The organism is Micromonospora sp. A3M-1-15 (assembly GCF_024213425.1).
GTDB classification, from domain to species: Bacteria; Actinomycetota; Actinomycetes; order Mycobacteriales; family Micromonosporaceae; genus Micromonospora; species Micromonospora chersina.
This window is the reverse complement of the sequence record NZ_JANAVK010000006.1, coordinates 180,571-207,120: the sequence shown is the minus strand read 5'-3', so window position 1 is coordinate 207,120 and position 26,550 is coordinate 180,571. Positions and strand designations below refer to the sequence as shown.

The window sequence follows — 26,550 nt, the reverse complement described above, 5'->3', positions numbered from 1 at the left end:
GTGGCCGGGGCGCCGCCGGAGCGGTCAGGCGGTGTACGGCAGGGTGAGCTTCGAGCGGTTGCCGGTGCCCAGGGTGGTGGCGCCGCCGCCGATGGCGTTCCACACCTCCACCTTCACCGTCCCGCCCGCCAGGTTCCCGAGCGTGCCCACGCCCGAGTAGAGCCCGCGGGCCTCGGTGTAGTGCTCCCATCCGGTGACCGGGTCGGTGGCGAAGTACTGGTACGTCTCCATCCGGTCGAAGGCGCCGTCGCCGGTCAGGTCGTAGGAGACCCGTACCTGGGTGCCGTTCCCGACGGTCGTGCCGGCGTCGAGGAACAGGTCGAAGCGGGTCTGCCCGCCGGCGTAGGCCGCGGTGACCCCGGTGGCCGTGTAGACCAGCGGGTTGTGCGGGCTGCCGACCCAGCTGCCGTTGGCCGCGGGCACCGGCACGCCGCCCGCGGCGCCCGCCGCGCCGGTCAGCGTCTGACCGGTCAGGTACAGGTCCGCGGCGAAGCCGCCCGGCGGCGGCGGCGTGGTCGAACCGGTTCCGGTGTACGGGAGCACGAGCTGGGAGGAGTTGCCGACGCCCAGCGTGGTGGCCCCGCTGCCGATGGCGTTCCAGACCTCGACCTTCACGGTGCCGTCGACGAGGTCGCCGAGCGTTCCGGTGGCCGACTTCAGGCCCTGGGTCTGCCGGTAGTGCTCGACCCCGGTCACCGGGTCGGTGGCGTAGTAGGAGTAGGTCTCCACCCGGTCGGCGGTGCCGTCGCCGGTCAGGTCGTACGAGACCCGGGCCTGGACGCCGTTGCCGACCGCGGTGCCGGCGTCCACGGCCAGGTCGAACACGGTCGACCCGCCGTTGTACGCGCCGGTCAGCCCGGTGGCGGTGAACACCTGCGGGTTGGCCGGAACACCGTCGTGGTTGCCGTTCGCGGCGGCCACCGACACCGTGCCGGCCGCGCCGGCCGTGCCACCGAGCGCGCCACCCGCAAGCAGGTACTGGGTGGGAGAGAGCGACGGGGGCGGTGTGGTCGGCGACGGGCTCGGGCTGGTCGGCGACGGGCTGGGGCTGGTCGGCGTGGGCGTGGGCGTGCCCGTCGGGGTCGGCGGCGGTCCGGTGGGGACGACGACGCCGCCGGTGGCGTTGCCGCCGCTCCAGGTGAGCGCGCCCGAGGTGGCCGTGCGGCCGGCCGGGACGGCCAGCGTCGTGCCGTCGGAGAAGGTCACGGTCAGCGGCTGGGCGGTGATGTTCGACGCCACGTACGTGCGGGCGGTGCCCTTCTTGAACACCTTGGCCAGCGGGTGGTTCGCGGTGACGGTCGGGTCCACGGTGCCCAGCGCGGCCAGGTTGCGGATCCAGTGGAAGGTGTGGGCCTTGCTCTCCCCTTCCTCGCTGGCGAACGTGCTGTTGGCACGGAGGTTCTGCAGCGCCTGGTCGCCGTCGCCGAGGGCCAGGAACTCCCAGAGGATGTCCTGCCACACCGTCGGCGGGCCGCCCTTGTTGGTGACCAGCTCGTTGTAGTTGGCCTTCACGTAGGCGGGGTCGTCGCCGAGGTAGAGGTGACCGCCGGTGATCGGCAGCATGTTGATGCCCTGGATCATCTCGGGCGCGGCGGAGAACCAGGTCGAGTAGGAACCGCCGTCGCCCCACACCATGCCGACGGTCCGGTGGCCGAAGGCGGCCGGGAAGTTCTCGTCGCGCACGTCGAACCAGTACTCGGCGATGGCCGCGGCCTGGGTGGTCCAGATGAAGACACCGGCGTCGCGGACGGCGGTGTCACCGGTCGCCTGTCCCCACTGGATCAGGGCGTTGGCGAAGTTCATCCCCTCCGAGGAGGACTCCTGGTTGTTGCCGGCGAAGAAGGGGGCGAGGCCGGAGGCCCAGTCGTGGCCGGCGTAGATGTCGAAGTCCCGCAGGTAGGGGAAGCGGGCGTCGGCGCGGTCGTAGTTGTTGGCGTCGCGGATGAGCAGGTCCACCATGCCGCCGTAGCGGGTGTCGTCGGCCCAGGCCGGGTCGAACTTGGCGACGGTGGCGGCGGCGGCCACGAAGTAGCCGTAGTGGAAGTGGTGGTCGTTGAGGTCCTCGTCGGAGCCGTACGAGGCGGGGTAGCCGATCAGCGTGCCCCAGTTCCGGTCGTAGTGGAAGAGCTGCCCGGTCTCGCCGGCGCTCGCGGTGAGCCAGTTGGTCAGCCGGGCCTTCATGGCGGCGACCGCCGCGTCGCGGACCGCGGTGAGGCCGAGCTGGTCGGCGATCTCGGCGATCCGGGCGGCCCGCCCGAGGCCCTTGCCGGCCCAGTAGGTGTCCTTGCCGCTGATCCCCTCGGGGTTGGCGAGTTCGGCGTTGAGGTAGTTGGTGACCGTGGTCAGGTCCGCGCCGGACGAGTCGCCGACCGCCGGCACCTCCGGCAGCACGCCGGTGTACCTCATGCTCGTGGTGAACGACGAGACGCCGGTGAGGACCCGCATGGCGCCGCGTGCCGAGACGTACGTCGGGGTGATCGGGGTGGCGCCGGTCAGGCTGCGCCACTGGTGCGGGTAGAGCGCCACCACCGACCGGGTCTCGGTGCCCTCGCGCGGGGTGGTGGTGACGGCGTACGTGGTGCGCACGGTGCCGGTCGCCGGGTCGTACGCGTAGGTCATCTTCGTGCCGGTGACGTGCGCGTGGGCGTAGCGGCCGTACTCGGTGGCGAGGGCGGCCCGGTCGGCGCCGCCGGGCAGCACGGCCACCGAGAAGTAGCCCTTGCCGGCCAGGGTGGAGCTGATGCCGGCGCCGCTGACGCTCCAGGTCGCGCCGGTCGGCGCGTACGCCACGTAGTCGTGGCCGTGGACCGTGAAGCCGATGGTCGAGCCGGAGTTGGTCCACACGGTGGGCGTGGCCGCGGCGGTGAGCTGCGCGGCGCCGCCGCTGACCGTGTAGTAGCTGAAGGGCAGGCCGTGCCCGATGGTGGCGCGCATGGTGCGAGTGCCGTCGCTCCAGTCGGCGGTGACCGTCCAGTCCGTCCAGTCGGCGGCCTTGACGACCGGCGCGGCGAGCCCGGCCACGCCGACCCGGACGTCCTCGGTGTACGGGAAGTGGTACTCGCCGACCCCGGTGGCGCTGCCGCTGATCGCCGGCGTGGTGGTGTACGACAGCCCGAGCCCGTTGTTCTCCGCGTGGTAGGCCAGCGGGTGGGCCTGCATGTTCTCGCTGGTGGCGCAGTTGTTGCGCTTCCAGATCAGCGACGACCACCAGTCGTTGGTCGGGATCGCCCCCTTCGGGGCGTCGGCGGTCGTGAACAGCCGCGGGTTGGTGCTGATGTCGCCGCAGCCCCTGGGCAGGACGGCGCCGGGCGGCAGCGTCTCGGTGTAGCTGCCCGCGCCGACCGTGCCGGCGGTGGCGGTGCCGCCGCCGGCCACGACGACGCCGAGCACGCCGGCCGCGAGGACGGACGCGGTGGCGAGGGCGAGCGCGCGCCGGCCGCCGGTGCGCCGGGCGGGGCTCGCCAGTGGAGGATCACCGGGCGAGAAGTCCCGGAGGGAGAGTGTCATGGGGTTCCCTTCACCAATGGGGGAGTGGAGGTGCGGGGGTGGGGTCCGACCAGTCGTGAGAGCGCTCTCTTGAGGAGCGAGGTTAGGTTCCGGTTACGCGCTCGTCAATGTTTCGTGTCCAAAGAGAGCGCTCTCTCGACCCGTCCGGTCGACCCCGGCACAGCGCCCGAGAGTCGCCTGACCAGCGCGATCAGGTTTCCCGGACGCCGGCCCGGGTAGTCGCGGCCCGCCGACTGGCACCGAGCGACGGGGGTGGCCGCCGACCATGTGCGGCATCAGTGGGGAGGCCCGCTTCGACGGGTCGCGGCCGGACACCGCCGCCGTCGAGCGGATGACCGGGGCCATGCGCTCGCGCGGCCCGGACGGCGAGGGGCTGCGCCCCGAGGGCTGGGTGACGCTGGGGCACCGCCGGCTGACCGTGATCGACCTGTCGGACGCGGCGGCGCAGCCGATGACCCGCGAGGACCTGGGGCTGACGCTGGTCTTCAACGGCTGCGTCTACAACTACCCCGAGCTGCGCGAGGAGCTGATCTCCGCCGGCCACACCTTCCGCTCCACCGGGGACACCGAGGTGATCCTGGTGGCGTACGCCCAGTGGGGCGAGCGCTTCGTCGAGCACCTCGTCGGGATGTTTGCGGTGGCCCTGGTCGACCACCGGCGCGACCGCCTCGTGCTGGCCCGCGACCGGCTCGGCATCAAGCCCCTCTACCTGGCCGAGTCGCCCGGCCGGCTGCGCTTCGCCTCCACGCTGCCCGCGCTGCTGCGGGCCGGCGAGGTGGACACCGACATCGACCCCGTGGCGCTGCACCACTACCTGTCCTGGCACTCGATCGTGCCGGCGCCGCGCACGATCCTGCGCGGAGTGCGCAAGCTGCCACCGGCCACCCTGCGGATCGTCGAGGCCGACGGCCGGTCCCGCGAGCGCGTCTACTGGCAGCCCGACTACGTCCGCGACCCCGCGCACGCCGGCCTGGCCGCCGAGGACTGGACGGCGGCCGTGGGGGACGCGCTGCGGACGGCCGTGCGGCGGCGCCTGGTGGCCGACGTGCCCGTCGGGGTGCTGCTCTCCGGGGGCCTCGACTCCAGCATGATCGTGGCGCTGCTCGCCGAGGCCGGCCAGCACCACCTGCAGACCTTCAGCATCGGCTTCAGCGGCCGCGACGGCGAGCCCGGCGACGAGTTCCACTACTCGGATCTCGTGGCGGCCGCCTTCGACACCGACCACCACCGGATCCGGCTCGGCGACGAGGATCTCGTCCCGGCGGTGCGCCGTGCCGTGACGGCGATGACCGAGCCGATGGGCAGCCACGACGTGGTCGCGTTCCACCTGCTCTCCGAGCAGGTCGCCCGGCACGTCAAGGTGGCCCAGTCCGGCCAGGGCGCGGACGAGGTCTTCGCCGGCTACGGCTACCACCAGCCCCTGGTGGGCGTGCCCCGCGACGCGGTGGCCGACGCCTTCGCCGAGGCCTTCTTCGACCGTACGCACGACGAGCTGGCACGGGTGGTCGGCGCGGCCCACGCCTGCCCGCGGGACGCCAGCCGCGAGGTGCTGGCGGCGCACCTGGCCGCACCCGGCGCCGAGACGGCGCTGGACGCCGTGCTGCGCCTGGACACCCACCTCATGCTGCCCGACGACCCGGTCAAGCGGGTCGACAGCATGAGCATGGCCTGGGGGCTGGAGGTGCGTACGCCGTTCCTGGACCAGGACCTCGTCACCCTCGCCGCCGCCTGCCCGCCCGAGCACAAGACGGCCCAGGGCGGCAAGGGCGTGCTCAAGGAGGTGGCCCGGTCGGTGCTGCCGACCGAGGTCATCGACCGGCCCAAGGGCTACTTCCCGGTCCCGGCGCTGCGCAACGTCGACGGCCCGGTCCGCGAGATGGTCGCCGAGGCCCTCGCCGCGCCGGCCGCCCGGCGGCGTGGGCTGTTCCGGCCGGAGTACGTGGCGGAACTGCTCGCCGAGCCGGACCGCGCCCAGGCCGCCGCCGGCAGCAACAAGCTCTGGCAGCTCGGGCTGCTGGAGCTGTGGTTGCAGGCCCACGGCATCGACTGACCGGGCCGGGGTGTCGGCGCGCGCCGCCCGGGTAAGGGGCGGGGGTGAAGTTCCTCATCGCCGCCGGCGACACCGGCGGCTACCGGTTCACGCTGGTGGGCGACGACGGACAGGTCGTCGCCACCGGCCGGCAGTACGCCGACAAGGCCACCGCCCTCGCCGTCGTGGCGGACCTGATGCGCGAGGTCGGCGGGGCCGCCATCGAGGACCGGACCGAGACGACCGAGCCGACCGGGCCGGCCGCCGCGCCGCCCAGCCGGACGGTCGACGGCGAACCCGACCTGGCCCGGATCGGGCGGTCCGGCATCCCGCCCGTCTGACCGCCGTCGGCTCAGGCGTCGAGGGTGCGGGCGGCGAGCTCGTCCAGGACCGCCCGGACGTCCCCGCCGGTGTCCGCCAGGATCCGCCGCTGCCGGGTCGCCCCGCTGCCGTCGCGGCGCAGCCGGTCGAGCTGGTGGTGCACCACGTCCAGGTCCCCGTAGCGGGCCAGCGCGGGTGTCACGGCGGCGACCATGTCGTCGACCAGCTCCCAGGCCGGCCGGGACCCGCCCGCCCGCAGGTCGACCAGGTCCCCGTCCACCCCGTCGTGCGCGGCGCGCCAGTGCGCGGCCGCCACCAGGCAGTCCCGGATCCGCGGCGCGGCCCGGCCGGAGCGCACGTCCTCCGCCGTCGTGGCGACCAGGGCCCGCAGCAGGGCGGCCACCAGCAGCGTGTCGTCGACCGTCGGGCAGACGTCGCCCACCCGGATCTCCACCGTCGGGTAGGCGACGGACGGGCGGGCGTACCAGTAGACCATCTGGGCGTCCAGCATGATGCCGGCGTCGACGAGGTCCCGGACCGTGCGGTCGTAGTCGTCCGCGGAGTCGAAGTGCGGGGTCGGCCCGACGCTGGGCCAGCGGTCGAACTGGATGGCGCGCCAGCTCGCGTGCCCGGTGTCGCGCCCGTCGTGCAGCGGCGAGTTGGTGGTGAGCGCCTGCACGACCGGCAGCCAGGGCCGCAGGTGGTTGCAGACCTGCACGGCGAGTTCGCGGTCGGGCACCCCGACGTGGACGTGGCAGCCGCAGACCGCCGGGTCGTGCGCCACCGGCCCGAACCGGTGCGACATGGCCCGGTAGCGGTCCTTGTCCGGCACCGACCGGTGCGGCTCGCACACCGGCGTCGCCGCCACCGCCACCAGCCGCGCTCCGGCTGCCTCGGCCGCCTCGGCCGCCGCCCGGCGGAGCGCCACCAGATGCTCCCGCAGCTCGGCCAGGTCGGTGCAGATGGGCGTCACCATCTCGACCATGCTGTGCCGGAACTCCTGCCGACTCTGCTCCCGGCTCGGGCCGGCGAGCGCGGCGAGCACCCGGTCGGCCACGGGCAGGCTCTGCCCGGTCACCGGATCCAGGAGCAGGTACTCCTCCTCCACGCCGAGCGTGCGGACCGCCGGGTCGGGCGCCACGGGCTCACCTCCGGGTGCGGCGGGCGCACGGCGCGGCGGCGGTCGGACGCGTGCCGGCGTGCCGCGCGGGCAGGTCGGCGACTGTCGCACCGCGGGGCGCGCCGGCCGCCTCACCTCGACGGTACGGCGCGTCCGGGCGTGCGGGTGGACGTTTCCCCTGGCACCCCCCGCTCGGGCGGCGCCGTCAGGCGGCGCTGGCGGCGAGAGCCTCCGAACGGGCGGCCGGCACCAGATCGGTGGACCAGCCGGTCAGCGGGTCGCCGTGGCCCGGCTCCCCGGTCGCGACGGCGGCCGGCGGCGCGGGACGCGGAGCCTGGGCCGCGCGCAGCCCCTCCTGGGCGTTGTTCCAGGCGGTGCAGGGCCAGGCCGCGCCGACGCAGCTCGGGCTGGTGCAGATCCGGTCCTCGTCGGGCTGGTGGGCGTCGGCCACGGCGGCGGACAGGTCCCACAGCAGCGGATCGGTCACCTCGGCCGGACGGTCGGCGCGGTCTGTGCTGGCTTCGGACATGGAAAGGTCCCCCCTCATTCGAGCCGCCCCTCTGTTTCCAGAACGCCCGTACGCCAAACCTGGTCACGCGAGATCTTCTCCGCTCGCCTCAGCCCGGCCGGCGGAATAGGCTCGTCGACGTGGCCAGGTATTACGACGTGCACCCGGACAATCCCCAGCCCCGGGTGCTCCGGCAACTCGTGGACCTGCTCCGCGCCGACGGTGTGATCGCCTACCCGACGGACTCCTGCTACGCCCTCGGCTGCCGGCTGGGCAACCGGGCCGGCGTCGAGCGGATCCGGGAGATCCGCCGCCTCGACGCGCGGCACCCGTTCACCCTGGTGTGCGCCGACTTCGCCCAGCTCGGCCAGTTCGTCAAACTCAGCAACGCGGTCTTCCGCCAGGTCAAGGCCGCCATTCCGGGCAGCTGGACGTTCATCCTGCCGGCCACCGCCGAGGTGCCCCGGCGCCTGCAGGACCCGCGGCGGCGGGTCGTCGGGGTCCGCGTGCCGAAGCACACGGTGACCCAGGCGCTGTTGGCCGAACTCGGCGAGCCGCTGCTCTCCAGCACCCTGCTGCTCCCGGGCGAGGAGGAGCCGTTGACCCAGGGCTGGGAGATCAAGGAACGGCTCGACCACCTGGTCGACGCCGTGGTCGACGCGGGGGACTGCGGCCTGGAGCCGACCACCGTGGTCGACCTGTCCGGGCCGGAACCGGAGATCCTGCGCCGCGGCGCCGCCGATCCGTCCCGCTTCGAGTAGCGATCGTCCGTTCCACCCCGCCGCGGCGCGGCCGTGCGGCACCGTGGGAGCCGGCGGACGGTGACGGGGGTACGGCATGAGCGCACTCGTGCTGATCGCGGTGCTCGGCGCCACCGTGCTCATCGGCACCACCATCGGCGGCCGGTACAGCGTCGCCCCGCCCGTGCTGCTCATCGCCATGGGGGCGGGGCTCGGCCTGCTGCCGCCGTTCGACAACGTGATCCTCGAGCCCGAGGTGGTGCTGCTGCTCTTCCTCCCGGCGATCCTCTACCGGGAGAGCCTGGTCATCAGCCTCCGGGAGATCCGGGCCAACCTCGTGGTGATCGCCCTGCTCGCCGTCGCGCTGGTGATCCTCACGATGGTCGCCGTGGCGTACGTGGCCCAGGCCCTCGGCGTCGAGCCGGCCGCCGCCTGGGTGCTCGGCGCGGTGCTCGCGCCCACCGACGCCGCGGCCGTGGCCGGCCTGGCCAAGCGGATGCCCCGCGGCATCCTCACCACGCTGCGCACGGAGAGCCTGGTCAACGACGGCACGGCGCTGGTGCTGTTCTCGGTGGCCGTCGGGGTGATCGCCGGCGGCGCGGTGCCCAACGCGCTGGAGCTGGGCGGCCAGTTCGTCGGCAAGGCGCTCGGGGGGATCCTCGCGGGCCTGCTCGTCGGTGGCGCGGTCGTCCTGATCCGCAAGCACGTCGACGACCCGATGCGCGAGGGCGGGCTGAGCATCCTCACCCCGTTCGTCGCCTTCCTGCTGGCCGACGCGGTGCACGCCAGCGGGGTGCTCGGGGTCGTGGTCGCCGGCCTCGTGCTCTCCTACGCGGGGCCCCGCGTGATCCGGGCCCGCTCCCGGGTCACCGCGTACGCGTTCTGGGACCTCTCCACCTTCATGATCAACGGCAGCCTCTTCGTGCTGCTGGGCATGCAGGTGCCCCGGTCGCTGCGCAGCATCACCAGCCACTCGCCGCTGGAGTCGTTCGGCATCGCGGTGCTGGTCGTCCTGGTCGTGACCGCCACCCGGATGATCTGGGTGCACCTGTCGGTGGCCGGGTTGCAGGGCCTGGACCGCCGGGAGTCCCGGCGCGCGCGCCGCTTCGACGCCCGGGTCCGCACCGCCGCCGGCTGGGCCGGGTTCCGGGGCGCGGTCTCGCTCGCGGCCGCGCTGGCCGTTCCCGTCACCACGCACGCCGGGACCCCCGTGCACGAGCGCGACCTGATCATCTTCGTCACCGTGGTGGCGATCGTGCTGATCATGCTGGTGCAGGGCACCACCCTGCCGGCCGTGGTGAGCTGGGCCTGCCTCATGGGGGACCGGGAGCGGGAGGACGAGGTGCGCTGGGCCCGGATCCGGGCCACCGAGGCGGCCCTGGACGCGCTGCCCGAGGTCGCCGCCGAACTCGGCGCGTCCCCGGACACCGTCGACCGGCTCCGCAGCGACTACCAGGACCACCTTGCGGACGTCCGCTCACCCCGCAGCGACGAGGCCGACGAGGAGCGCGAGATGACCCGACGGCTGCGCCTCGGCGTGCTGGACCGCAAGCGGCAGGAGATCACCCGGCTGCGCAACAGGAACGAGATCGACGACGTGGTGCTGCGGCAGCTGCAGGCGGCCATCGACATCGAGGAGATCCGGCTGCTCGGCCCGGAGCCGGAGGACTGAGCGTCAGGGGGCGCGGGTCTCGGGAGGTGGACGCCGGGGGAGGGTTGAACGGGGATCGACCGGGGCGGATGCTGGACGGGCATCGATCCTCGACGATGGAGGAGGCATCCCGGATGCGCCGATCGCTCGCCGTCCTCGCCCTGACCGCCCTGCTCGCCGGCGTCCCGACCGCCGCGCGGGCCGGCACCGCACCGGAACCCGGGCCCGCCGGGCTCGCCGCGGTGCGTACCCCCGGAACCGCCTGGGGAGTCGACCCGGCCGACGGCCGGCTGACCCTCACCGTCGACGACACCGTCACCGGCGCCGACCTGGCCACGCTGCGCCGCACCGCCACCCGCGCCGGCGCGGTGCTCCGCCACGAACCCGGCCGGCTGCGCACCCTGATCGCCGGCGGCCAGGCCGTCTACGGCGGGGGCGGCCGCTGCTCGCTCGGCGCGAACGTGCGCAGCGGCGGTACCTACTACTTCGTCACGGCCGGGCACTGCACCAACCTGGCCGGCACCTGGTACGCCGACAGCGCCCGCACCACGGTGCTGGGCAGCCGGACCGGCACCAGCTTCCCCGGCAACGACTACGGCGTGGTCCGCTACACGGGGACGGTGGCCCACCCGAGCGCCGTGTACACCTATCCCGGCCAGGTCACCGTCTACGGCGCCGGCAACGCGTACGTCGGCCAGGCGGTCTGCCGCAGCGGCGCCACCACCGGGGTGCGATGCGGCTCGGTCACCGGCCTCAACCAGACCGTCAACTACGCCGAGGGCGCCGTGTACGGGCTGATCCGCACCAACATCTGCGCCGAACCCGGCGACAGCGGCGGCCCGCTCTACGTGGCGTCGACCGGCACGGTGCTCGGGATCCTCTCCGGCGGCAGCGGCAACTGCACCAGCGGTGGCACCAGCTACTACCAGCCGATCACCGAGATCCTCGCCGCGTACGGCCTCACCATCCCGTGACCGGGCCGGGCGGGGCGCGGAAGGCATCCCCGCCCGGCCCGTCGGGTCAGCCGGCGCAGTTGTAGTTGCGCACCGGCTGGGTGAGCTTCTCCTGCGTGCCGAACTTCGCGTACAGCCGCAGGTAGCACGGCAGCTCGACGTCGCCGTAGTAGCTGACGGTCTGGTTGTCGTAGTGCGTCGTGCCGCTCTCGGTGACCTGCCAGGCGCCGCCGTCGCCCGACTGGATCTCCCAGTAGACGTCGCCGGAGCAGCCCTCCAGGCCCCGGGCCCACGCGATCATGTTGGCCCCGTTGTAGATCTCGGACTGCACCAGGGTGCAGGCCGCCGCCTGCGCCGGTGCGGCGCCGACGAACAGCCCCGCCGTCAGCAACGCCCCCGCACCGACCGCCGACATCAGCTTGCGCATGCTCCGACTCCTCCAAGGTGGATAGTGGATCACTTCTCCGGAGGGTAGCCGCAGATGCAAACAAGCTTCAATACCTGCCCCGGTGTCTGTCGGAAAGTTTCAGGGTGGACGCCGGCGTCGGCCCGCCCGTCAGCTGCCGTCGGGGACGGCCATCTCGCCGAGCCGCGACCAGTCCTCGCCGGGCACGGTCGTGTTGACGATCCGGGGCGTCTCGGCCAGGTGCGGCGGGAGGGTGCGCTGCGCCTCGGCGAAGTGCGCCGACCGCACGTGCGCCGCGCCGGCATCGTCGTCCCGGAACGCCTCGACCAGCACGTACTCCGTCGGGTCGTCGAGGCTGCGGGACCAGTCGAACCACAGGCAGCCCGGCTCGGCCCGGGTGGCCGTCGTGAACTCGGCGGCGATCTGCGGCCAGCGGTCGGCGTCCTCGGGCCGGACCCGGAACTTCGCGGTAATGAAGATCATGCGCTTCAGGCTACCCAGGCCGGCGAGGCTCGGCAGCGGCTCGCCGCCGTCCCCGCTCAGCTCTTCGTGACCGGGGTGAGCAGCTCCGACGCCCGGCGGTCGGCGAACGCGGTGACCGCCTGCTGCCCGGCGCCGAAGACGATGGCGACCCCCAGCAGGGCGGCGGTGCTGTTCACCGTGGTCTCCACCAGGCCACCGATCACCAGCATGATCCCGACGACCGCGACCAGCGGACCGATGGCCAGCTTCAGCAGGCCCTGCTGGAAGGGGAGCTTGTAGGGCAGGCCGCCGGAGCGCGAGGTGATCATCGAGGGCAGGGCGCTGATGAACGCCCCGAGCGCCCCGGCGATGAGCACGAAGAAGAGCAGCCGCCAGGCGGGCACGCCGGCAGCGTCGGTCGGCGGCTTGAGCAGCTGCACGTCCCGGCTGCGCCACTGCACCAGCACCATCAGCGCCTCGGCGACCAGCGCGAAGACGGACAGCCCCAGCATCCGGTTGCGCAACCGGCGCACCGACTCGTGGAACTCGTCGGATGCCGCGTGGTACTGCACCAGCAGCGCCCGCACCTTGGCCTGGAACAGCGCCGGCGCCCCGACGTCGGTCGACGCGTCGAAGGCGGTCAGCACCTTGTCGTCGGCCTTCAGGAACTGTGCGGCCGCGCCCTGGTACGCCGGCAGCAGGCCGAGCAGCTCCTCCGGCGTCCGCAGCTCCACCATGGCCCGCTCCACCGAGTGGATGCTCTGCCAGGCGTACTCCAGCCTGCCGCCGCGCAGCCACTCGACCACCCCGCTGCGGCCGAGCACGGCCTCCACGCCGGACAACTGGGCGCGCAGCACGGCGACCCGGGCGGGGTTCCCGCCGGCACGGCTCTCAAGGAAGCTCAGTTGCTGGTGCAGATCGTCGAGCTTGGTGCGCACCCGCACCTGCCACACCGCGGCCGGCACGCCGGACCCGCCGCTCCCGCCGCTTCCGGCGCCACCGGCCGGCACGGTGCCGCTCCCGGCAGTTCCGCCGCTCCCGGCGGCACCGCCGCTGCCGGCGCCACCGCCGCTGCCGGGACCGCCGGCGGGCGCCGCCGGGGCGGGAGTGTCGGGTGTGTCCTCGGGCTGGGTCTCCTGGTCGATCATCTGACTGCCCCCCACCGGCGCGGTTCGCCCCGCCGCCCTCTGTCCAGTATCCGCAGGCCAGGGCCGATATGGCCAGGGCAGTTCGGGCAGTTGACAGCTGCCGTGGCACAGGATCCCCGGCCCGACGGTCCACGGTGGCGCGGCCCCGCGTCGGCCCGGTGCCGCCGCCCCGGCGGGACGGCCCGCCGTCCGGGCCGCCGGGCCGCACCGTGCGGTGGATGCCCGATCGGCATCGATCTCGGACGATGGTTCGAGGTGGAGTGGACGCGCCGCCACGACCCCGGGGAGGACGACGTGCGCAGACAGGACGGGCCCCGCCGGCTGCTGGGGGCGGCGATGGTCGTGGTCGTGGTCGGCTGCCCGGGAACGGCCTCGCCGGCCGTGGCGGCGCCGGGGTCGCGGCCGAGCGTGGTGCACTACGACTCGGCCGACCTGGCCGAGTACGAGCGGAAGTGGTCGAACATCTACGGCCCGTTGGACGGGGCGACCCGCAGCCTCGACGACGGGGTGCTCACCGTCAGCGACGTGCCGTTCAAGACCGGGGTGGACTTCAGCGTCTACGACCACCTCAAGTACATGGCCGTCAGCAACCGGACCTTCCCGGCGCCGCGCCAGGGGTCGGTGGAGTTCTCCGTGGACATCACCGCCCGCACGCCCGGTGCGACGGGCGGGCACGTGGTGCACGGCCGGTACGGCCCACCCGGCTCCGCCGCGGTCGCCGAACCGACCGCGCGCCCCTACGCCGGCCCGGTGCTGGAGGGGCAGCAGGCGGCCGTGGTGCTCAACATGATCGACTTCTGCACGGGGCAGCTCTACGACTGGTTCGTCTCCGGCACCCGCGCCTTCCCGCTGATCGAGCGGCTGCCCAGCACCGTCACCGGCAACACCACAAGCCCGGACTGTCCGGGCGCCACGGAGGTCGGCCTGGACCGGGCGTACACGCAGATCGTCCGGGAGGTGCCGGTCACGCCGGGCGTGCCGCACCGCGTGGCGATCCGCTACCGGCAGGCCGGTGGGCACGCCAGCGTGACGTACCTGCTCGACGGCGTGACGGTCGCGCGGGTCGACCGGGTGGGCGTGCCGCTGGACCGGCAGGGCGCCGCGTACACCGGCACCTATCCGTCGCTCGGCGCCGGCGAGCCGCTGGCCGGCCGGATCCGCTCGTTCAGCATGGCGCACGGCCTGTTCAGCCTGCTCGACGCGTTCCCGTTCCAGTACGGGTGCACCCCGCCGGACGCCACCGGCCCGGGCGCCTGCGACCCCCGGTACGCGCCCTGGAGCGTCTCCATCGCGCCCGCCGAGCGGGCCTTCGGCCAGGGGGCGGTCGGCTCGTTCCGCGACTTCACGGTCCGCACGGTCGGCCGGTAGGCCGCCCGGTGCTGCCGGGCCGGGGGACACCGGGGACGCGTACCGGTCCGTAACCTGGGCCGGTGACCGTCTACGCCCTCGCGCAGATCACCATCCACGACCGGGCGCGCTACGACCGCTACGTCGCCGCCTTCCTGCCCGTCCTGGCGCGGCACGGCGGCCGGCTGCTCGCCGCCGACGGGTCCCCCCGGGTGGTCGAGGGGAGCTGGCCGCACGAGAAGGCCGTGCTCATGTCCTTCGACAACCGCGAGGACTTCGAGCGCTGGTCCACCTCGCCGGAATACCGGGAGATCTCCCGGGACCGGGAGGCGGCCACCGAGGGAGTGGTCCTCCTGCTCGACGGGATCGGCCACGCCTGGCCGGCCTGACCGCCGGCGCTACAGCCGGTGCCGCACCCAGACGTTCGGCTCGACGTAGGCGGCGTGGTCGTGCGCCACGTCGACAAGCACCGGCGCCAGCGCTCCCGGCACGTGCACCGGTCCGCTGGTGTCGAACGGCAGCCCCGTCCACCGCCGCCAGTCGGCGAGGGTGCCGGTGACCACCATCGACCGGGGCGCGACCCGCTCGATCACGCCGCCGGCCCGCACGTGCACCCGCAGCCACGGGTCGACCGGCAGGCCGTCGGGGCGGACCCGCGCCGCGTACTCGGTCATCCGCAGGTCGGGGAGGGCGGCCTTGCCGTTCGGGCGCACCGGCGCGACCAGGGTGTCGAAGCCCTGGCGGGCCGCCGCCTCGCGCATCGCCGCGAGCATCAGCCCGGACACGCCGCCGCCGCGCCGGTCCGGCCGCACGCAGATCTCCAGCGCGGAGACGAGGTTCGGGGTGGCGCCGGTGAGCCGGTTGACGGTGGCCCGCTGGATCACCCGGTCCCACCCGCCGTCGGGCAGTTCGTCCTCCGTCCAGCGCAGCGGCACGGCGTACGCCCGGGCGACGGCGCGCCCCGGCTCGGCCGGGTCGACCGCGGCGAAGACGAACTCCGGGTAGAGGTCGTGGGCGACGCTGTAGTACACCGAGCCCATCGGGTCCCAGAGCATGAACTGCGGCCAGGCGCCGTCGAAGTCGCTGTCGAGCAGCGGGGCCAGGTCGGGGCGCTCCGCGAGGCTCACGATGTCCAGGGTCACGCCGGGCACGGTAGAGCGGTCCCGCGGGAGCCGCACGCCGTTTTCGGCGGGGCCGGGGCCGTCAGGCGCCGGCCGTCCCCGGCGGCCGTTCCCCGGAACCCCGGGCCAGCAGTCGTGTGGGGATCACCACCTGCCGGGCCGGCCCGCGGTGGCCGTCGATCCGGTCGAGCAACAGCCGTGCCGCCCGCCGCCCCATGTCCTCCGGGTCGTGTGCGACGACGCTCACACCCAGGACGTCGCCGAGATCCACCTCGTCGAAGCCGACCAGCGCCGGGGGAGCGGGGTGACCCCGCAGGGCCCGCAGGGCGCCGAGGGTGATCCGGTTGTTCATCGTGAACAGGGCGGTCGGAGGGGGCGTACGGTCCAGCAGCTCGCGCACGGCCCGTTCGGCGGCGGCGACGTCGTGCGCGTTCTCCACCAGGTAGTCCGCCCAGTTCGCCACGCCGGCCGCGCCCATGGCCTCGGCGAAGCCGTCCAGCCGGTCCCGGTGGGTGCTGAGCCGGGACAGGTCGCCGACGACCCCGATCCGCCGGTGGCCGAGCGCGCCCAGGTGGGCGCCGGCCAGCCGGGCGCCGTGGTGGTTGTCCAGCAGCACGGTGTCCGCGGCCAGCTCGACCGGCGGCCGGTCCACGAACACGAACGGGATGCCGTGGCGGTGTTCCGCCGCGAAGTGGGCGTGCTCGGTCGCGGTCGAGGCGATCACCAGTCCCCGGACCCGCCGCTCCAGCAGCGCGTCGGCGAGTCGCCGCTCCCACTCCGGGTCCTCGTCGGTGCTGGCGGTGATCAGTTGCAGGCCGCGCATGCGCAGCTCGCGCTCCAGCCCACCGGCCAGCCGCGAGTAGAACGGGTTCGCCAGGTCGCCGATGAGCAGGCCGACCAGCGTGGAGGTGCTCGCGCCGCGCCGTAGCTCGCGGGCCACCCCGTTCAGCCGGTAGCCGAGCTGGTCGGCGGCGTCGCGCACCCGCGAGCGGGTGTCCGCGGCCACCCGGGGCTCGCCGCCCAGGGCCCGGGAGGCGGTCTTCACCGACACCCCGGACAGCGCCGCGACCTGCGCCAGGCTCGGTCGACCAGCCTTCGGGTCAGCGGTCATGGCCGCGATTATGACACCCGCGCGAGGCCCGGTCGAAGGCTCGGGTGGGTGGCCGGTCACACCGGTTCACCAGGGGGTCCGGGCCACGAGGGCGGTTCGCGAAACAGCGGTATACGATGCGCGTCAACGATGTCATTAGTTGATCAGTAGCACCACCTCGGCGCTTGTCGGCAAGAGCGGGGCGCGTCGCAAAGGTCACTCAGCGTGGCGGTCGATATTACCGACTTGTTACGAAAAAGAGTGACTTGAGCACTTGCGGAACAGCCCCCGGCGAGATTGGGTTGCCGACGACAACGAAAAGTGAGCGAAGGTCATAACCCATCGCGGGAGGCGGCCATGACGTTGGCAAGGTGGTGGGAGCGATGAGCGATCTGCCCGTCCTCCTGGAGATGCGCTCCATCACCAAGGAGTTCCCCGGCGTCAAGGCCCTGGCCGACGTCAACCTGGTGGTCCGTGCCGGCGAGATCCACGCAATCGTGGGTGAGAACGGCGCCGGCAAGTCGACGCTGATGAAGGTGCTCAGCGGCGTCTACCCGTACGGCAGCTACGACGGCCAGATCATCTACCAGGGCGCGGAGACCCGCTTCTCGGACATCCGGGCGAGCGAGAACGCCGGGATCGTGATCATCCACCAGGAGCTCGCGCTCATCCCGGACATGTCGATCGCCGAGAACATCTTCCTCGGCAACGAACCCCGCAAGCGGGGGGCGATCGACTGGAAGGCCGCGAACCGGATGGCGCTGGACCTGATGGCCCGGGTCGGCCTGCGGGAGGACCCGGACACCCTGATCAAGGACATCGGCGTCGGCAAGCAGCAGCTGGTGGAGATCGCCAAGGCGTTCGCCAAGGACGTCAAGCTGCTGATCCTGGACGAGCCGACGGCCGCGCTCAACGAGGCCGACTCGCAGCACCTGCTCGACCTGCTGCGCGGTTTCCGGTCGCGGGGCATCACCTCGATCATGATCTCGCACAAGCTCAACGAGATCGAGGCGATCGCCGACCAGATCACGATCCTGCGCGACGGCCGGACCGTCGAGACGCTGAACGTCGAGGCGGACGGCGTCGACGAGGACCGGATCGTGCGGGGCATGGTCGGCCGCGAGCTGAGCAGCCGGTTCCCGGACCACACCCCGAAGGTCGGCGAGGTCTTCTTCGAGGTCCGCAACTGGAACGTCCGCCACCCGATCTCGGCGGAGCGCCAGGTCTGCAAGAACGAGAGCTTCACCGTCCGGCGCGGCGAGATCGTGGGCTTCGCCGGGCTGATGGGCGCGGGCCGCACCGAGCTGGCCATGAGCGTCTTCGGCCGCTCCTACGGGGTGTACGAGTCGGGCACGATCATCAAGGACGGCAAGGAGATCGTCCTGAAGTCGGTGGCGGACGCGATCGCCCACGGGCTCGCGTACGTCAGCGAGGACCGCAAGGCGCTCGGCCTGAACCTCCTCGACGACATCAAGACCTCCACGGTGGCCGCGAAGCTGTCGAAGATCTCGCGCCACGGCGTCCTGGACGAGGTGGCCGAGTACAAGGCGGCCGAGTCCTACCGGCGGGACCTGCGCACCAAGGCGCCGACGGTCGACGAGGGCGTCTCCAAGCTCTCGGGCGGCAACCAGCAGAAGGTCGTCCTGGCGAAGTGGATGTTCACGGACCCGGACCTCCTGATCCTCGACGAGCCGACCCGCGGCATCGACGTGGGCGCCAAGTACGAGATCTACGGCATCATCCAGCGGCTCGCCGACCAGGGGAAGGGCGTCGTCGTCATCTCCTCGGAGCTGCCCGAGCTGATCGGGCTCTGCGACCGCATCTACACCGTGTTCGAAGGCGCCATCACCGGCGAGATCGCCCGCCAGGACGCGGACCCGGAAACCCTCATGAAGCAGATGACCTCGACGAAGAAGATGCAGACACGATGAGCCGAATCAAGGACCTGCAGAAGAACCTCTTCGGAGGGACCACGTCCAACGCCCGCCAGTTCGGGATGATCTTCACCCTGGTGGCGATCGTCGTCCTGTTCCAGATCCTCACGGACGGCCTGACCCTGCGATCGGACAACCTGATCGCGCTGTTCAACCAGAACTCGTACATCCTCATCCTGGCCATCGGCATGCTGATGGTGATCGTCGCCGGGCACATCGACCTCTCGGTCGGCTCGATCGCCGCCTTCACCGGCATCCTGGTGGCCAAGTCGATGGCCGAGTGGTCGCTGCCCTGGCCCGCCGCCATCCTGTTCGGCCTGGTGATCGGCGCGATCATCGGCGCCTGGCAGGGCTTCTGGGTCGCCTACGTCGGGGTGCCGGCGTTCATCGTCACCCTGGCCGGCATGCTGCTCTTCCGGGGCGGCAACCAGTTCATCGGCAACGCGAACACGATCTCGGTGCCGGAGGGCTTCCGGGTCATCGGCTCGGGCTTCCTGCCCGAGGTCGGCCCGAACACCGGCTACAACAACCTGACGCTCCTGCTCGGCCTCGCCGCGTGTGTGGCCGTGGTGTGGCGGGAGTTCCAGGCCCGCAAGACCCGCCGGGAGATGGACGCCGAGCCGGCCCCGATGTGGATCTCGGTGCTCCGGATGGCCGTCATGGTCGGCGTGATCGTCTTCGCGTCGCTGCGGTTCGCCAGCGGCCGGGTCGGCACGAGCTTCCCGGTCTCCGGCATCATCCTGGTGGCGCTGGTGCTGGCCTACTCCTTCTACACCCGGAACACCGCCGGTGGCCGGCACATCTACGCCGTCGGCGGCAACTCCCGGGCCGCGGAGCTCTCCGGCGTGAAGCTCAAGCGGGTCAACTTCTTCGTCATGATGAACATGGCCGTCCTGGCCTCGCTGGCCGGCATGATCTTCGTGGCCCGGTCGGCGGCCTCCGGGCCGCAGGACGGCAACGGCTGGGAGCTGGACGCGATCGCCGCGGTCTTCATCGGTGGCGCGGCCGTCGCCGGCGGCATCGGCACCATCAGCGGCTCGATCGTCGGTGGTCTGGTCATGGCCGTGCTGAACAACGGCCTCCAGCTGCTCGGCGTCGGCACCGACCGGGTCCAGATCATCAAGGGCCTGGTGCTGCTGCTGGCCGTCGCTCTCGACGTCTACAACAAGAAGCAGGGCAAGTTCTCGGTCATCGGCAGCCTCACCCGCTCGTTCCGCCGCGACACTCCCGCCCCGCCCACGGCACCACCCGGCGCGGACCGGGAGACCGCCCGCACGGCCGTGCCGAGCTGACGTTCCACCCCGCCTCACACCCCGTAACACCTCTCCAGAAGGGCACCACCAGCCATGCGTAAACTGATCGGCAAGTCGATGGCCATCGGCGCCATCGCCGCGCTGGCCCTGACCGCCACCGCCTGCGGCTCCGGCCGCGACGGCGACACCGGCGGCGCCAAGGGCGACACCAAGGGCTTCGCGGCCGACTCCCTGATCGGCGTCGCCCTGCCGTCGAAGACCTCGGAGAACTGGGTCCTCGCCGGTGACCTGTTCACCAACGGCCTCAAGGAGGCCGGCTTCAAGAGCGACGTCCAGTACGCCGGCGCGTCGACCACCGTCGCCGACCAGCAGGCCCAGATCACCGCCATGGTGACCAAGGGCGCGAAGGTCATCGTCATCGGCGCGACCGACGCCGCGCAGCTGTCGACCCAGGTCGCCGCCGCGCACGCCGCCGGCGCGAAGGTGATCGCGTACGACCGCCTGATCACCAACACCGCGGACCTCGACTACTACGTCGCGTTCGACAACTTCAAGGTCGGCCAGCTCCAGGGCCAGGCCCTGCTGGACGGCATGAAGGCCAAGAAGCCGAACGGCCCGTACAACATCGAGCTGTTCTCCGGCTCGCCGGACGACAACAACGCCGGTGTCTTCTTCAACGGCGCCATGAGCGTGCTCAAGCCGGAGATCGACAAGGGCAACGTGGTCGTCGCCTCGAAGCAGACCGACGTCAAGCAGACCGCCATCCAGGGCTGGAAGGCCGAGGGCGCCCAGGCCCGCATGGACCAGCTGCTGACCTCGACCTACGGCAACAAGGAGCTGGACGGCGTCCTCTCCCCGAACGACACCCTGGCCCGCGCGATCATCACGTCGATCAAGGGTGCCGGCAAGAAGATCCCGGTCGTCACCGGCCAGGACTCCGAGGTCGAGTCGGTCAAGTCGATCATGGCTGGCGAGCAGTACATGACGATCAACAAGGACACCCGGAACCTGGTCAAGCAGACCATCGCCATGGTGAAGTCCCTGCAGGCCGGTAACGCCCCCGAGGTGAACGACACCAAGTCGTACAACAACGGCGTCAAGGTCGTGGACACCTACCTGCTCCCGCCGGTGGCGGTCACCAAGGCCAACGCGGCCGAGGCGTACGCCAACGACCCGAAGCTGTCCTCGCTCACCAAGTAATTCCCACGCACAACGGAAGGGCCCCGGAGTTCGCTCCGGGGCCCTTCCTCGTGCGGCTGGGCCGCGACCGCGGCGCGGCCGGGAGCGCCCGCTCCCGGCCGCGCCGGGCGGTCACCGCAGGTGGGACTCGATGGCCTCGATGACCCGGGGGCGGAGTTCCGCCGCGCGGACGACCGCGTCGACGGAGCCGACCTCGACGGCGCGCTGGATGCTGTGCACCCGGTCGAACTCGGTGGCCACCTCGCCCAGCTTCTCCGCGCGCACCGACGAGCGGAGCTCGTCCAGTTCCGCGGTCAGCGCGGCGCGGTCCGCGCCGGAGGCGGCCGCCACGCGGGCCTCCAGGTCACGGACCCGGGGGTCGGCCGCCGTGCGGGCGGTCACGTCGCCGGAGAAGACCACGGCGGCGGCCGGAGCCCCGCCCAGCACCGAGGCGAACGAGCCCTCCAGCGCCAGCACGGTCATGTCGGGGTTCAGCGCCTTCGAGAACACCACGAACGCGCCGCCGTGGTAGCGCGAGATCACGCAGAACACGATGGGCCCGCGGAAGTTCACGATGGCGCGCCCGATCTCGGCCCCGTACTCCAGTTGCAGCTTGCGCATCGACTCGGGCGAGCCGTCGAAGCCGGACAGGTTCGCCAGCACCACCAGCGGTCGGTTGCCGCTGGCCGCGTTGATCGCCCGCGCGGCCTTCTTGGACGAGCGCGGGAACAGGGTGCCGGCCGTGTAGGTGTCCGGGCCGTCGGTGGGCGGGAAGCCGCGGCGGGGCACCGACCGGGACTCGATGCCGAGCAGGCACACCGGGATGCCGCCGAGGTGCACGTCCTGCACCACCGCGGTCTCGGCGTCGGCCATGCCCGCCCAGCGCTCCAGGACCGGGTGGTCCTGGTCGGCGAGCGCCCGCATCACGGTCCGGATGTCGAACGGCTTCTTCCGGTCGGGGTTGGCCGTGGCGGAGAAGATCTCGCCGACCGTGGTGAAGTCGCTGCCCGCCACGGTGTGCGGGAAGTCCGAGATGTCCCGGTCGACGGGGTCGGTCGTCGCCGCCCGTCGCGGAGCCGACTCGCCCGGCGCCACGTACGTGTGGTCGTAGTGCGCCATCAGCACGTCGCGCGCGGCGGGCAGGGTCGGCGCCCAGTACTGGGCCTGCCCGTTCGGGCCCATCACCCGGTCGTAGCCGCCGATGCCGAAGTTGTCCTCGGCCGACACGCCGCCGGAGAAGTCGAGCGACTGCTTGCCGGTCAGCACCATGGCCGAGTCCGGCGTCATCACCAGGACGCCCTTGGTGTGCATGAGCATCGTCGCCTCGGCGTTCCAGTACGGCTGCGCACCGACGTTGATGCCGGCCACGACGATGTTGATCTCCCCGCCGTCCTGGGTGAACTCGACGATCCGCTTGAGCGCGGCCGCCACCCAGTCCATGTTCTCCGTGCCGGAGGTCATCGAGATCCGGGCGCCGGCGGACAGCGCGTACCACTCCAGCGGCACGCCCATCCGCTCGGCCAGGTCCAGCGCGGCGATCACCCGGCGGCACTCCGGCTCCGACAGCGCGCCGAGCGACTTCGTGGGGTCGCCGAGCAGCACGACCCGGGTGACGCCCTGCGGATGCCGCGGGGTCGGCGTGGTGACCACGCCCGCGACGATCGCCGCGCTGTTGCGCCCCCGGGGCCGGTCGACCGGCACCAGCGCGTGCTTCTCGTCGAGGTCGTGCTCGACGAAGTCGCCGAGCAGGCCGGTCAGCTCGTACGGGTACACCGTGTTGCGGCTGCTCGCGCGCAGCACCTTCAGCCGGTAGTCGTCCAGCGGCTCGACCGGCTCGACGGGCGGCTCACCGACGCTCAGCTCGGCGCCGCCGGTGGCGGTGAAGGAGATCCGTACGGCGATCTTGGTCAGCTCGCCGGTCCTGCGGTCGCGCTGCCGCGCGATGAACAGGATCTCCTCCAGCCCGGCGCCCGCGGTCGTCGGGCGCACCCGCCCGGCGATCATCTCCATCTCCTCGCGGGTGAGTTCGCTCGGCGGCCAGACGTAGATCACGATGCGGTTGGTCTGGAAGCGCGACTTCGACGGCCGCCGCGACTGCGCGCGGCGGATCGAGTCGAGGCAGGCGGCCACCGTGTCCTCGGTCGTCGGCAGCGCGACCAGCCGCCCATCCTGCTCGCGCAGCTCGGTCAGGTCGCGCACCTGCGCGAACGCCACGAGGCGCTGGTCCGACGGGTTCTCCCGGGCCACGCACTGGAAGAGGTAGACCTCCTCGTCCGCCGACGGCAGCCGGGTCAGGTCGAACTTGCTCAACCGCTCCAGCTGCATCCGCTGCGCGATGTACGGGTGCAGGCCGCGGATCAGCCGGTCCTCGGTCATCCCGGTGTCCGACGCCCGGAAGGTGAAGTGGTGGTGCATCACCGCGCCGGCGCGGCCCGCGACGGTGGTGGTGACCCGGCGGACCTGCGGCGGCAACGGGTGCGCGGCGACGACCTCGTGCAGCGCGGCCGCCATGGCGTCGAAGCCCTCCGGCTGGTCCTCCCACGCCAGGTAGATGTCGGCGTCGACGGCGTCCGTGCCGCCCGCCAGCTCCGCGAGCCCGCGCAGCGCGCCGCCGAGCGCGTCGAAGCGCACCGCGGCGGAGACCACCGTCGAGTCCGCGCGCCCGGCGACCACGAACGTGCAGCCCGCGACCTCGCGGGTGTGGACGCCGGTGAGTCCCTTGTTGCCGTAGTAGCGCCGGGTCAGCACCTCCAGCATCACCGCGTTGTCCAGGTGGTCGCGCACGAGCCGCTGGCCGAGCAGCCGCACCAGCGGCTCGGTGCTGCGCACCATCGCCGCGACGCGGTCGGCGCGGTCCGGCGCGTCCGGGTGCGCGTCGAGGTGGCGCAGGTGCCGGCGGACCTCGGCGTAGACGCGGGCGCGGTTGCGGCGCAGCAGCGGCTGGGCGAACCAGGCGAACACCACGCCCCGCGCGAGGTCGGCGACCACCGGGAAGCGGACCTGCGTGGCGGCCACCAGCCGCTCCAGCGCGAGGCCGGCGGGCTCCCGCAGCGCCTCGTCCGGCGGCGGCTCCCGCAGCCACGACCGCAGCAGCGTCGCGACGACCGCGGCGTCGGCGGACGCGCGCTGCTGGGCCAGGAAGATCCGGAAGACGGCGGCCTCGAGCGCGGGGGAGCGCTCCAGGTCGCTGACCCCGTAGTGGCCGAGCGCCTTGCCGAGCTTGGCCTGGAACGCGGCCGGCAGCCCGGCCCGCTCGATGTCGAGGCTCTGCAGGTAGGTGTGGAAGTACTCGCGGGCGCTCGGGACGTGGCCGTCGCCGTCCTCGCCCGTCGGCCGGTTGCGGCTCAGCTCGGCGAGGTCGGCGAACACGTTGACGAGTTCCAGCTCCGCGGCCAGCGGCCGGTGGCCCTCCTCGGTGGCCGCCTGCCGGGCCGCGAGGTAGTCGTCGAGCACCCGGCGGTCGTCGTGCGGGTCGACGTCGAAGCCCAGCAGCAGGCCGCGCAGGTCCTCCTGGCCACGGGCGGCGCGCTGCCGCGCCGGAATCTCCACCGGCCCGGCGGGCAGGTCCAGCTCGACGGTGGCCGCGGCCGGATCGTCGGCGGCTTCGGCGCCCTCATCGGCGAGCGGCTCCAGCCGCAGCAGCGGCGCGCCGGCCTCCACCTGGGTGCCCACGGCGACGGCGCACTCCTTCAGCCGCGCCCGGAACGGCGCCCGCAGCACCGTCTCCATCTTCATGGCCTCCAGCACCAGCACCGGCGCGCCCGCCTCGACCTCGGCGCCGACCGCCAGCGGCGTGGCCACGACCAGTGCGGGCATGGGGGAGCGGAGCACGCCGCCCTCGTCGCGGCTGACCCGGTGCGTCACGCCGTCCACCTCGACCAGGTGGGTCGGCCCGTACGTGTCGGTGAGCACGCGGTACCGGACGCCGTTGACCACGATCTGCCCGGTGTGCCGGTCGAAGCGGTCCAGCTCCACGTCGGCCGTGCGGACACCCTCGCCCGTCTCGATGCCGACCCGGAACCGGTGCGCGCCGACCCGCGCCACGCGCATCCGGTAGGCGACGCCGCGCAGCTTGAGGTCCAGCGGACGGCCGCTGGAGTGCTGCACCTGCGGGCGGCCGCCGGACGCCGTCGACAGCAGCCGCTGCCGCTCGACGCGCTCCTCCTCCTCGTACGTCTCGATGGCGGCGGCCGCCAGCGCGACGGCGGAGTGCCGGTGCGCGACGAGCCGGCCCTCGCCGCGGACCCGGTCGATCCAGCCGGTGTCCGCGCTGGCGTCGATCACCTCGGGCTGGTCGAGCAGGTCGAGCACGAAGCTCTTGTTCGTCGCGCCGCCCTCGATGACCACCGTGGTGTTCGCCATGGCCCGGCGCAGCCGGCCGAGCGCCTCGTCGCGGTCCCGGCCGTAGGCGATGATCTTCGCGATCATCGAGTCGAAGTCGGCGGGGATGGTGTCGCCCTCACTGACGCCGGTGTCCACCCGGATGCCGGGCCCGGCGGGCAGGTCCAGCCGGGCGATGCGGCCGGGGGAGGGCGCGAAGTCGCGGTCCGGGTCCTCGGCGTTCAGCCGGGCCTCGATGGCGTGCCCGCGCTCCGCCGGCGGCTCGCCGAGCAGCCGCCCGCCGGCGGCCACGTGCAACTGCGCCTTGACCAGGTCGAACCCGGTGGTGGACTCGGTGATCGGGTGTTCCACCTGGAGGCGGGTGTTGACCTCGAGGAAGGCGAACAGCCGGTCGCCGGGGTGGTAGAGGAACTCGACGGTCGCCGCGCCGCGGTAGCCGACCGCGACGGCCAGTCGCTCGGCCGACGCCTTGAGCTCGGCGGCCTGCTCCGGGCTGAGCACCGGCGACGCCGACTCCTCGATGACCTTCTGGTTGCGCCGCTGCACCGAGCAGTCCCGGACGCCGAGCGCCCACGCGGTGCCCTGGCCGTCGGCGATCACCTGGACCTCGACGTGCCGGGCGCCGGTGACCAGGCGCTCCAGGAACACGATCCCGCTGCCGAACGCCCGCGCCGCCTCCTGGCTGGTGCGCTCGTACGCGTCGTCCAGCTCGGCCTCGTTCGTGATCACGCGGATGCCGCGACCGCCGCCGCCCGCGGTGGCCTTCAGCATCAGCGGGTAGCCGATCTCGGCCGCCGCCGCCCGGGCGGCGTCCAGCGTCTCGACCGCGCCGCGGCTCCACGGCGCGACCGGCACGCCGACCTCCTCGGCGATCAGCTTGGCGCCGATCTTGTCGCCGAGCTGGCGCATGGCCTCGGGGCTCGGTCCGACGAAGGTGACCCCGATCTTCTCGCACAGCTCGGCGAACGCCGGATCCTCCGCGACGAAACCCCAGCCCACCCAGGCGGCGTCGGCCCGGGTCTCCACCAGCGCGCGTTCCAGCGCCGCCAGGTTCAGGTACGGGCGCGCGGACGCCGGCCCGAGGTCGTACGCGACGTCCGCCTCGCGCACGAACGTGGCGTCGCGGTCGACGTCGGTGTGCAGGGCGACGGTCTCGATCCGGGTCCCGGTCTCCGCGGCCAGCTCCCGGACGGCGTGGATGAGCCGCATCGCGGCCTCTCCACGGTTGACGATGGCGACACGGCTGAACACCCGACCGACCCCTCCGTTGGACCCACGATGTACGCGCCGCGAGGCGACAACCCCCGGCAGTGATCACCTTTCCGCGTGCCGGCCGGCGGCGCCATGTCGTAACCGCCGAACCCTGAGCGGCGCGAGTTGTAGGAACCGAACAAAACTTTTTGGCGCTCCTGAGGGCTGGGCGGCTTCGCGCGGGGCCCG

At 72.9% G+C, this 26,550-nt stretch carries 19 protein-coding genes; 10 read left to right on the top strand and 9 right to left on the bottom strand.

The features are described 5' to 3' along the window. Positions 1–24: 24 nt before the first annotated feature. Positions 25–3,507: a glycosyl hydrolase gene (locus NLX85_RS27325; protein ID WP_254339879.1), complete on the bottom strand. Its 3,483-nt coding sequence runs from the start codon at positions 3,505–3,507 to the stop codon at positions 25–27. 265 nt (positions 3,508–3,772) lie between these two features. Between NLX85_RS27325 and NLX85_RS27320 the strand changes: the two genes are divergently transcribed. Beyond that, positions 3,773–5,557 (top strand): N-acetylglutaminylglutamine amidotransferase, encoded by a 1,785-nt coding sequence (locus tag NLX85_RS27320; protein WP_254339872.1) that lies wholly within the window; start codon positions 3,773–3,775, stop codon positions 5,555–5,557. Between the two features lie 44 nt (positions 5,558–5,601). Next, complete coding sequence (locus tag NLX85_RS27315; protein WP_254339869.1) at positions 5,602–5,877, top strand: YegP family protein; 276 nt, start codon at positions 5,602–5,604, stop codon at positions 5,875–5,877. 11 nt (positions 5,878–5,888) lie between these two features. Here the strand turns inward: NLX85_RS27315 and NLX85_RS27310 are convergent, their stop codons facing one another. Together NLX85_RS27310 and NLX85_RS27305 are read right to left on the bottom strand one after the other, a co-directional pair. Continuing rightward, positions 5,889–6,998: a glutamate--cysteine ligase gene (locus tag NLX85_RS27310; RefSeq protein WP_254339867.1), complete on the bottom strand. Its 1,110-nt coding sequence runs from the start codon at positions 6,996–6,998 to the stop codon at positions 5,889–5,891. 184 nt (positions 6,999–7,182) lie between these two features. Beyond that, positions 7,183–7,506, bottom strand: a complete 324-nt coding sequence (locus NLX85_RS27305) for a hypothetical protein (RefSeq protein ID WP_254339865.1) — start codon at positions 7,504–7,506, stop codon at positions 7,183–7,185. A 119-nt stretch (positions 7,507–7,625) separates the two neighbouring features. Here NLX85_RS27305 and NLX85_RS27300 point away from each other — a divergent pair, with 119 nt between their 5' ends. The 3 genes from NLX85_RS27300 to NLX85_RS27290 all read left to right on the top strand — a co-directional run bounded on the left by NLX85_RS27300 (position 7,626) and on the right by NLX85_RS27290 (position 10,850). Then, positions 7,626–8,246, top strand: coding sequence for an L-threonylcarbamoyladenylate synthase (locus NLX85_RS27300; RefSeq protein ID WP_254339864.1), 621 nt, complete (start codon positions 7,626–7,628; stop codon positions 8,244–8,246). Between the two features lie 76 nt (positions 8,247–8,322). Next, positions 8,323–9,897, top strand: coding sequence for a Na+/H+ antiporter (locus NLX85_RS27295; protein WP_254339863.1), 1,575 nt, complete (start codon positions 8,323–8,325; stop codon positions 9,895–9,897). A 113-nt stretch (positions 9,898–10,010) separates the two neighbouring features. Beyond that, the gene (locus NLX85_RS27290) at positions 10,011–10,850 is read left to right on the top strand and encodes a S1 family peptidase (protein ID WP_254339861.1); all 840 of its coding nucleotides are present in this window, start codon (positions 10,011–10,013) and stop codon (positions 10,848–10,850) included. Positions 10,851–10,896: 46 nt separating this feature from the next. Here NLX85_RS27290 and NLX85_RS27285 read toward each other — a convergent pair whose 3' ends face one another. From NLX85_RS27285 to NLX85_RS27275, 3 genes are all read right to left on the bottom strand, one after another. Beyond that, complete coding sequence (locus NLX85_RS27285) at positions 10,897–11,256, bottom strand: hypothetical protein (RefSeq protein ID WP_254339859.1); 360 nt, start codon at positions 11,254–11,256, stop codon at positions 10,897–10,899. A 129-nt stretch (positions 11,257–11,385) separates the two neighbouring features. Further along, complete coding sequence (locus NLX85_RS27280; RefSeq protein WP_254339857.1) at positions 11,386–11,718, bottom strand: putative quinol monooxygenase; 333 nt, start codon at positions 11,716–11,718, stop codon at positions 11,386–11,388. A 56-nt stretch (positions 11,719–11,774) separates the two neighbouring features. Next, a complete protein-coding gene (locus NLX85_RS27275; protein WP_254339855.1) occupies positions 11,775–12,845 on the bottom strand; it encodes a hypothetical protein in 1,071 nt (356 codons plus the stop codon). A 294-nt stretch (positions 12,846–13,139) separates the two neighbouring features. Between NLX85_RS27275 and NLX85_RS27270 the strand changes: the two genes are divergently transcribed. Next, positions 13,140–14,213 carry a DUF6081 family protein gene (locus NLX85_RS27270; protein ID WP_254339853.1) on the top strand — a complete coding sequence of 358 codons (1,074 nt, stop codon included), beginning with the start codon at positions 13,140–13,142 and terminating at the stop codon, positions 14,211–14,213. A 62-nt stretch (positions 14,214–14,275) separates the two neighbouring features. After that, positions 14,276–14,581 carry a DUF1330 domain-containing protein gene (locus NLX85_RS27265; RefSeq protein ID WP_107074760.1) on the top strand — a complete coding sequence of 102 codons (306 nt, stop codon included), beginning with the start codon at positions 14,276–14,278 and terminating at the stop codon, positions 14,579–14,581. 9 nt (positions 14,582–14,590) lie between these two features. Here the strand turns inward: NLX85_RS27265 and NLX85_RS27260 are convergent, their stop codons facing one another. Next, positions 14,591–15,334, bottom strand: coding sequence for an N-acetyltransferase (locus NLX85_RS27260; protein WP_254339851.1), 744 nt, complete (start codon positions 15,332–15,334; stop codon positions 14,591–14,593). A gap of 61 nt (positions 15,335–15,395) precedes the next feature. Next, on the bottom strand, positions 15,396–16,424 hold the full coding sequence (locus NLX85_RS27255) for a LacI family DNA-binding transcriptional regulator (protein WP_254339849.1): 1,029 nt from the start codon (positions 16,422–16,424) through the stop codon (positions 15,396–15,398). A 362-nt stretch (positions 16,425–16,786) separates the two neighbouring features. Between NLX85_RS27255 and mmsA the strand changes: the two genes are divergently transcribed. Genes mmsA through NLX85_RS27240 form a run of 3 tightly spaced genes read left to right on the top strand, consistent with a single transcriptional unit; the run spans position 16,787 to position 20,790 of the window. Next, on the top strand, positions 16,787–18,334 hold the full coding sequence (gene mmsA / locus NLX85_RS27250; protein WP_254339847.1) for a multiple monosaccharide ABC transporter ATP-binding protein: 1,548 nt from the start codon (positions 16,787–16,789) through the stop codon (positions 18,332–18,334). Then, positions 18,331–19,629, top strand: coding sequence for a multiple monosaccharide ABC transporter permease (gene mmsB / locus NLX85_RS27245; RefSeq protein WP_091306330.1), 1,299 nt, complete (start codon positions 18,331–18,333; stop codon positions 19,627–19,629). Before mmsA ends, mmsB begins: the two co-directional genes overlap by 4 nt. Before the next feature lie 54 nt (positions 19,630–19,683). Next, complete coding sequence (locus NLX85_RS27240; RefSeq protein ID WP_254339845.1) at positions 19,684–20,790, top strand: sugar-binding protein; 1,107 nt, start codon at positions 19,684–19,686, stop codon at positions 20,788–20,790. A gap of 111 nt (positions 20,791–20,901) precedes the next feature. Here NLX85_RS27240 and NLX85_RS27235 read toward each other — a convergent pair whose 3' ends face one another. Next, positions 20,902–26,361, bottom strand: coding sequence for a carboxyl transferase domain-containing protein (locus NLX85_RS27235; protein ID WP_254339843.1), 5,460 nt, complete (start codon positions 26,359–26,361; stop codon positions 20,902–20,904). Positions 26,362–26,550 lie beyond the last annotated feature (189 nt).

Bases quoted from the DNA above. Each gene is read 5' to 3' on its own strand.
- NLX85_RS27325 (WP_254339879.1), bottom strand. From the start codon at position 3,507: ATGACACTCTCCCTCCGGGACTTCTCGCCCGGTGATCCTCCACTGGCG.
- NLX85_RS27320 (WP_254339872.1), top strand. From the start codon at position 3,773: ATGTGCGGCATCAGTGGGGAGGCCCGCTTCGACGGGTCGCGGCCGGAC.
- NLX85_RS27305 (WP_254339865.1), bottom strand. From the start codon at position 7,506: ATGTCCGAAGCCAGCACAGACCGCGCCGACCGTCCGGCCGAGGTGACC.
- NLX85_RS27295 (WP_254339863.1), top strand. From the start codon at position 8,323: ATGAGCGCACTCGTGCTGATCGCGGTGCTCGGCGCCACCGTGCTCATC.
- NLX85_RS27290 (WP_254339861.1), top strand. From the start codon at position 10,011: ATGCGCCGATCGCTCGCCGTCCTCGCCCTGACCGCCCTGCTCGCCGGC.
- NLX85_RS27285 (WP_254339859.1), bottom strand. From the start codon at position 11,256: ATGCGCAAGCTGATGTCGGCGGTCGGTGCGGGGGCGTTGCTGACGGCG.
- NLX85_RS27280 (WP_254339857.1), bottom strand. From the start codon at position 11,718: ATGATCTTCATTACCGCGAAGTTCCGGGTCCGGCCCGAGGACGCCGAC.
- NLX85_RS27275 (WP_254339855.1), bottom strand. From the start codon at position 12,845: ATGATCGACCAGGAGACCCAGCCCGAGGACACACCCGACACTCCCGCC.
- NLX85_RS27255 (WP_254339849.1), bottom strand. From the start codon at position 16,424: ATGACCGCTGACCCGAAGGCTGGTCGACCGAGCCTGGCGCAGGTCGCG.
- mmsA (WP_254339847.1), top strand. From the start codon at position 16,787: ATGAGCGATCTGCCCGTCCTCCTGGAGATGCGCTCCATCACCAAGGAG.
- mmsB (WP_091306330.1), top strand. From the start codon at position 18,331: ATGAGCCGAATCAAGGACCTGCAGAAGAACCTCTTCGGAGGGACCACG.
- NLX85_RS27240 (WP_254339845.1), top strand. From the start codon at position 19,684: ATGCGTAAACTGATCGGCAAGTCGATGGCCATCGGCGCCATCGCCGCG.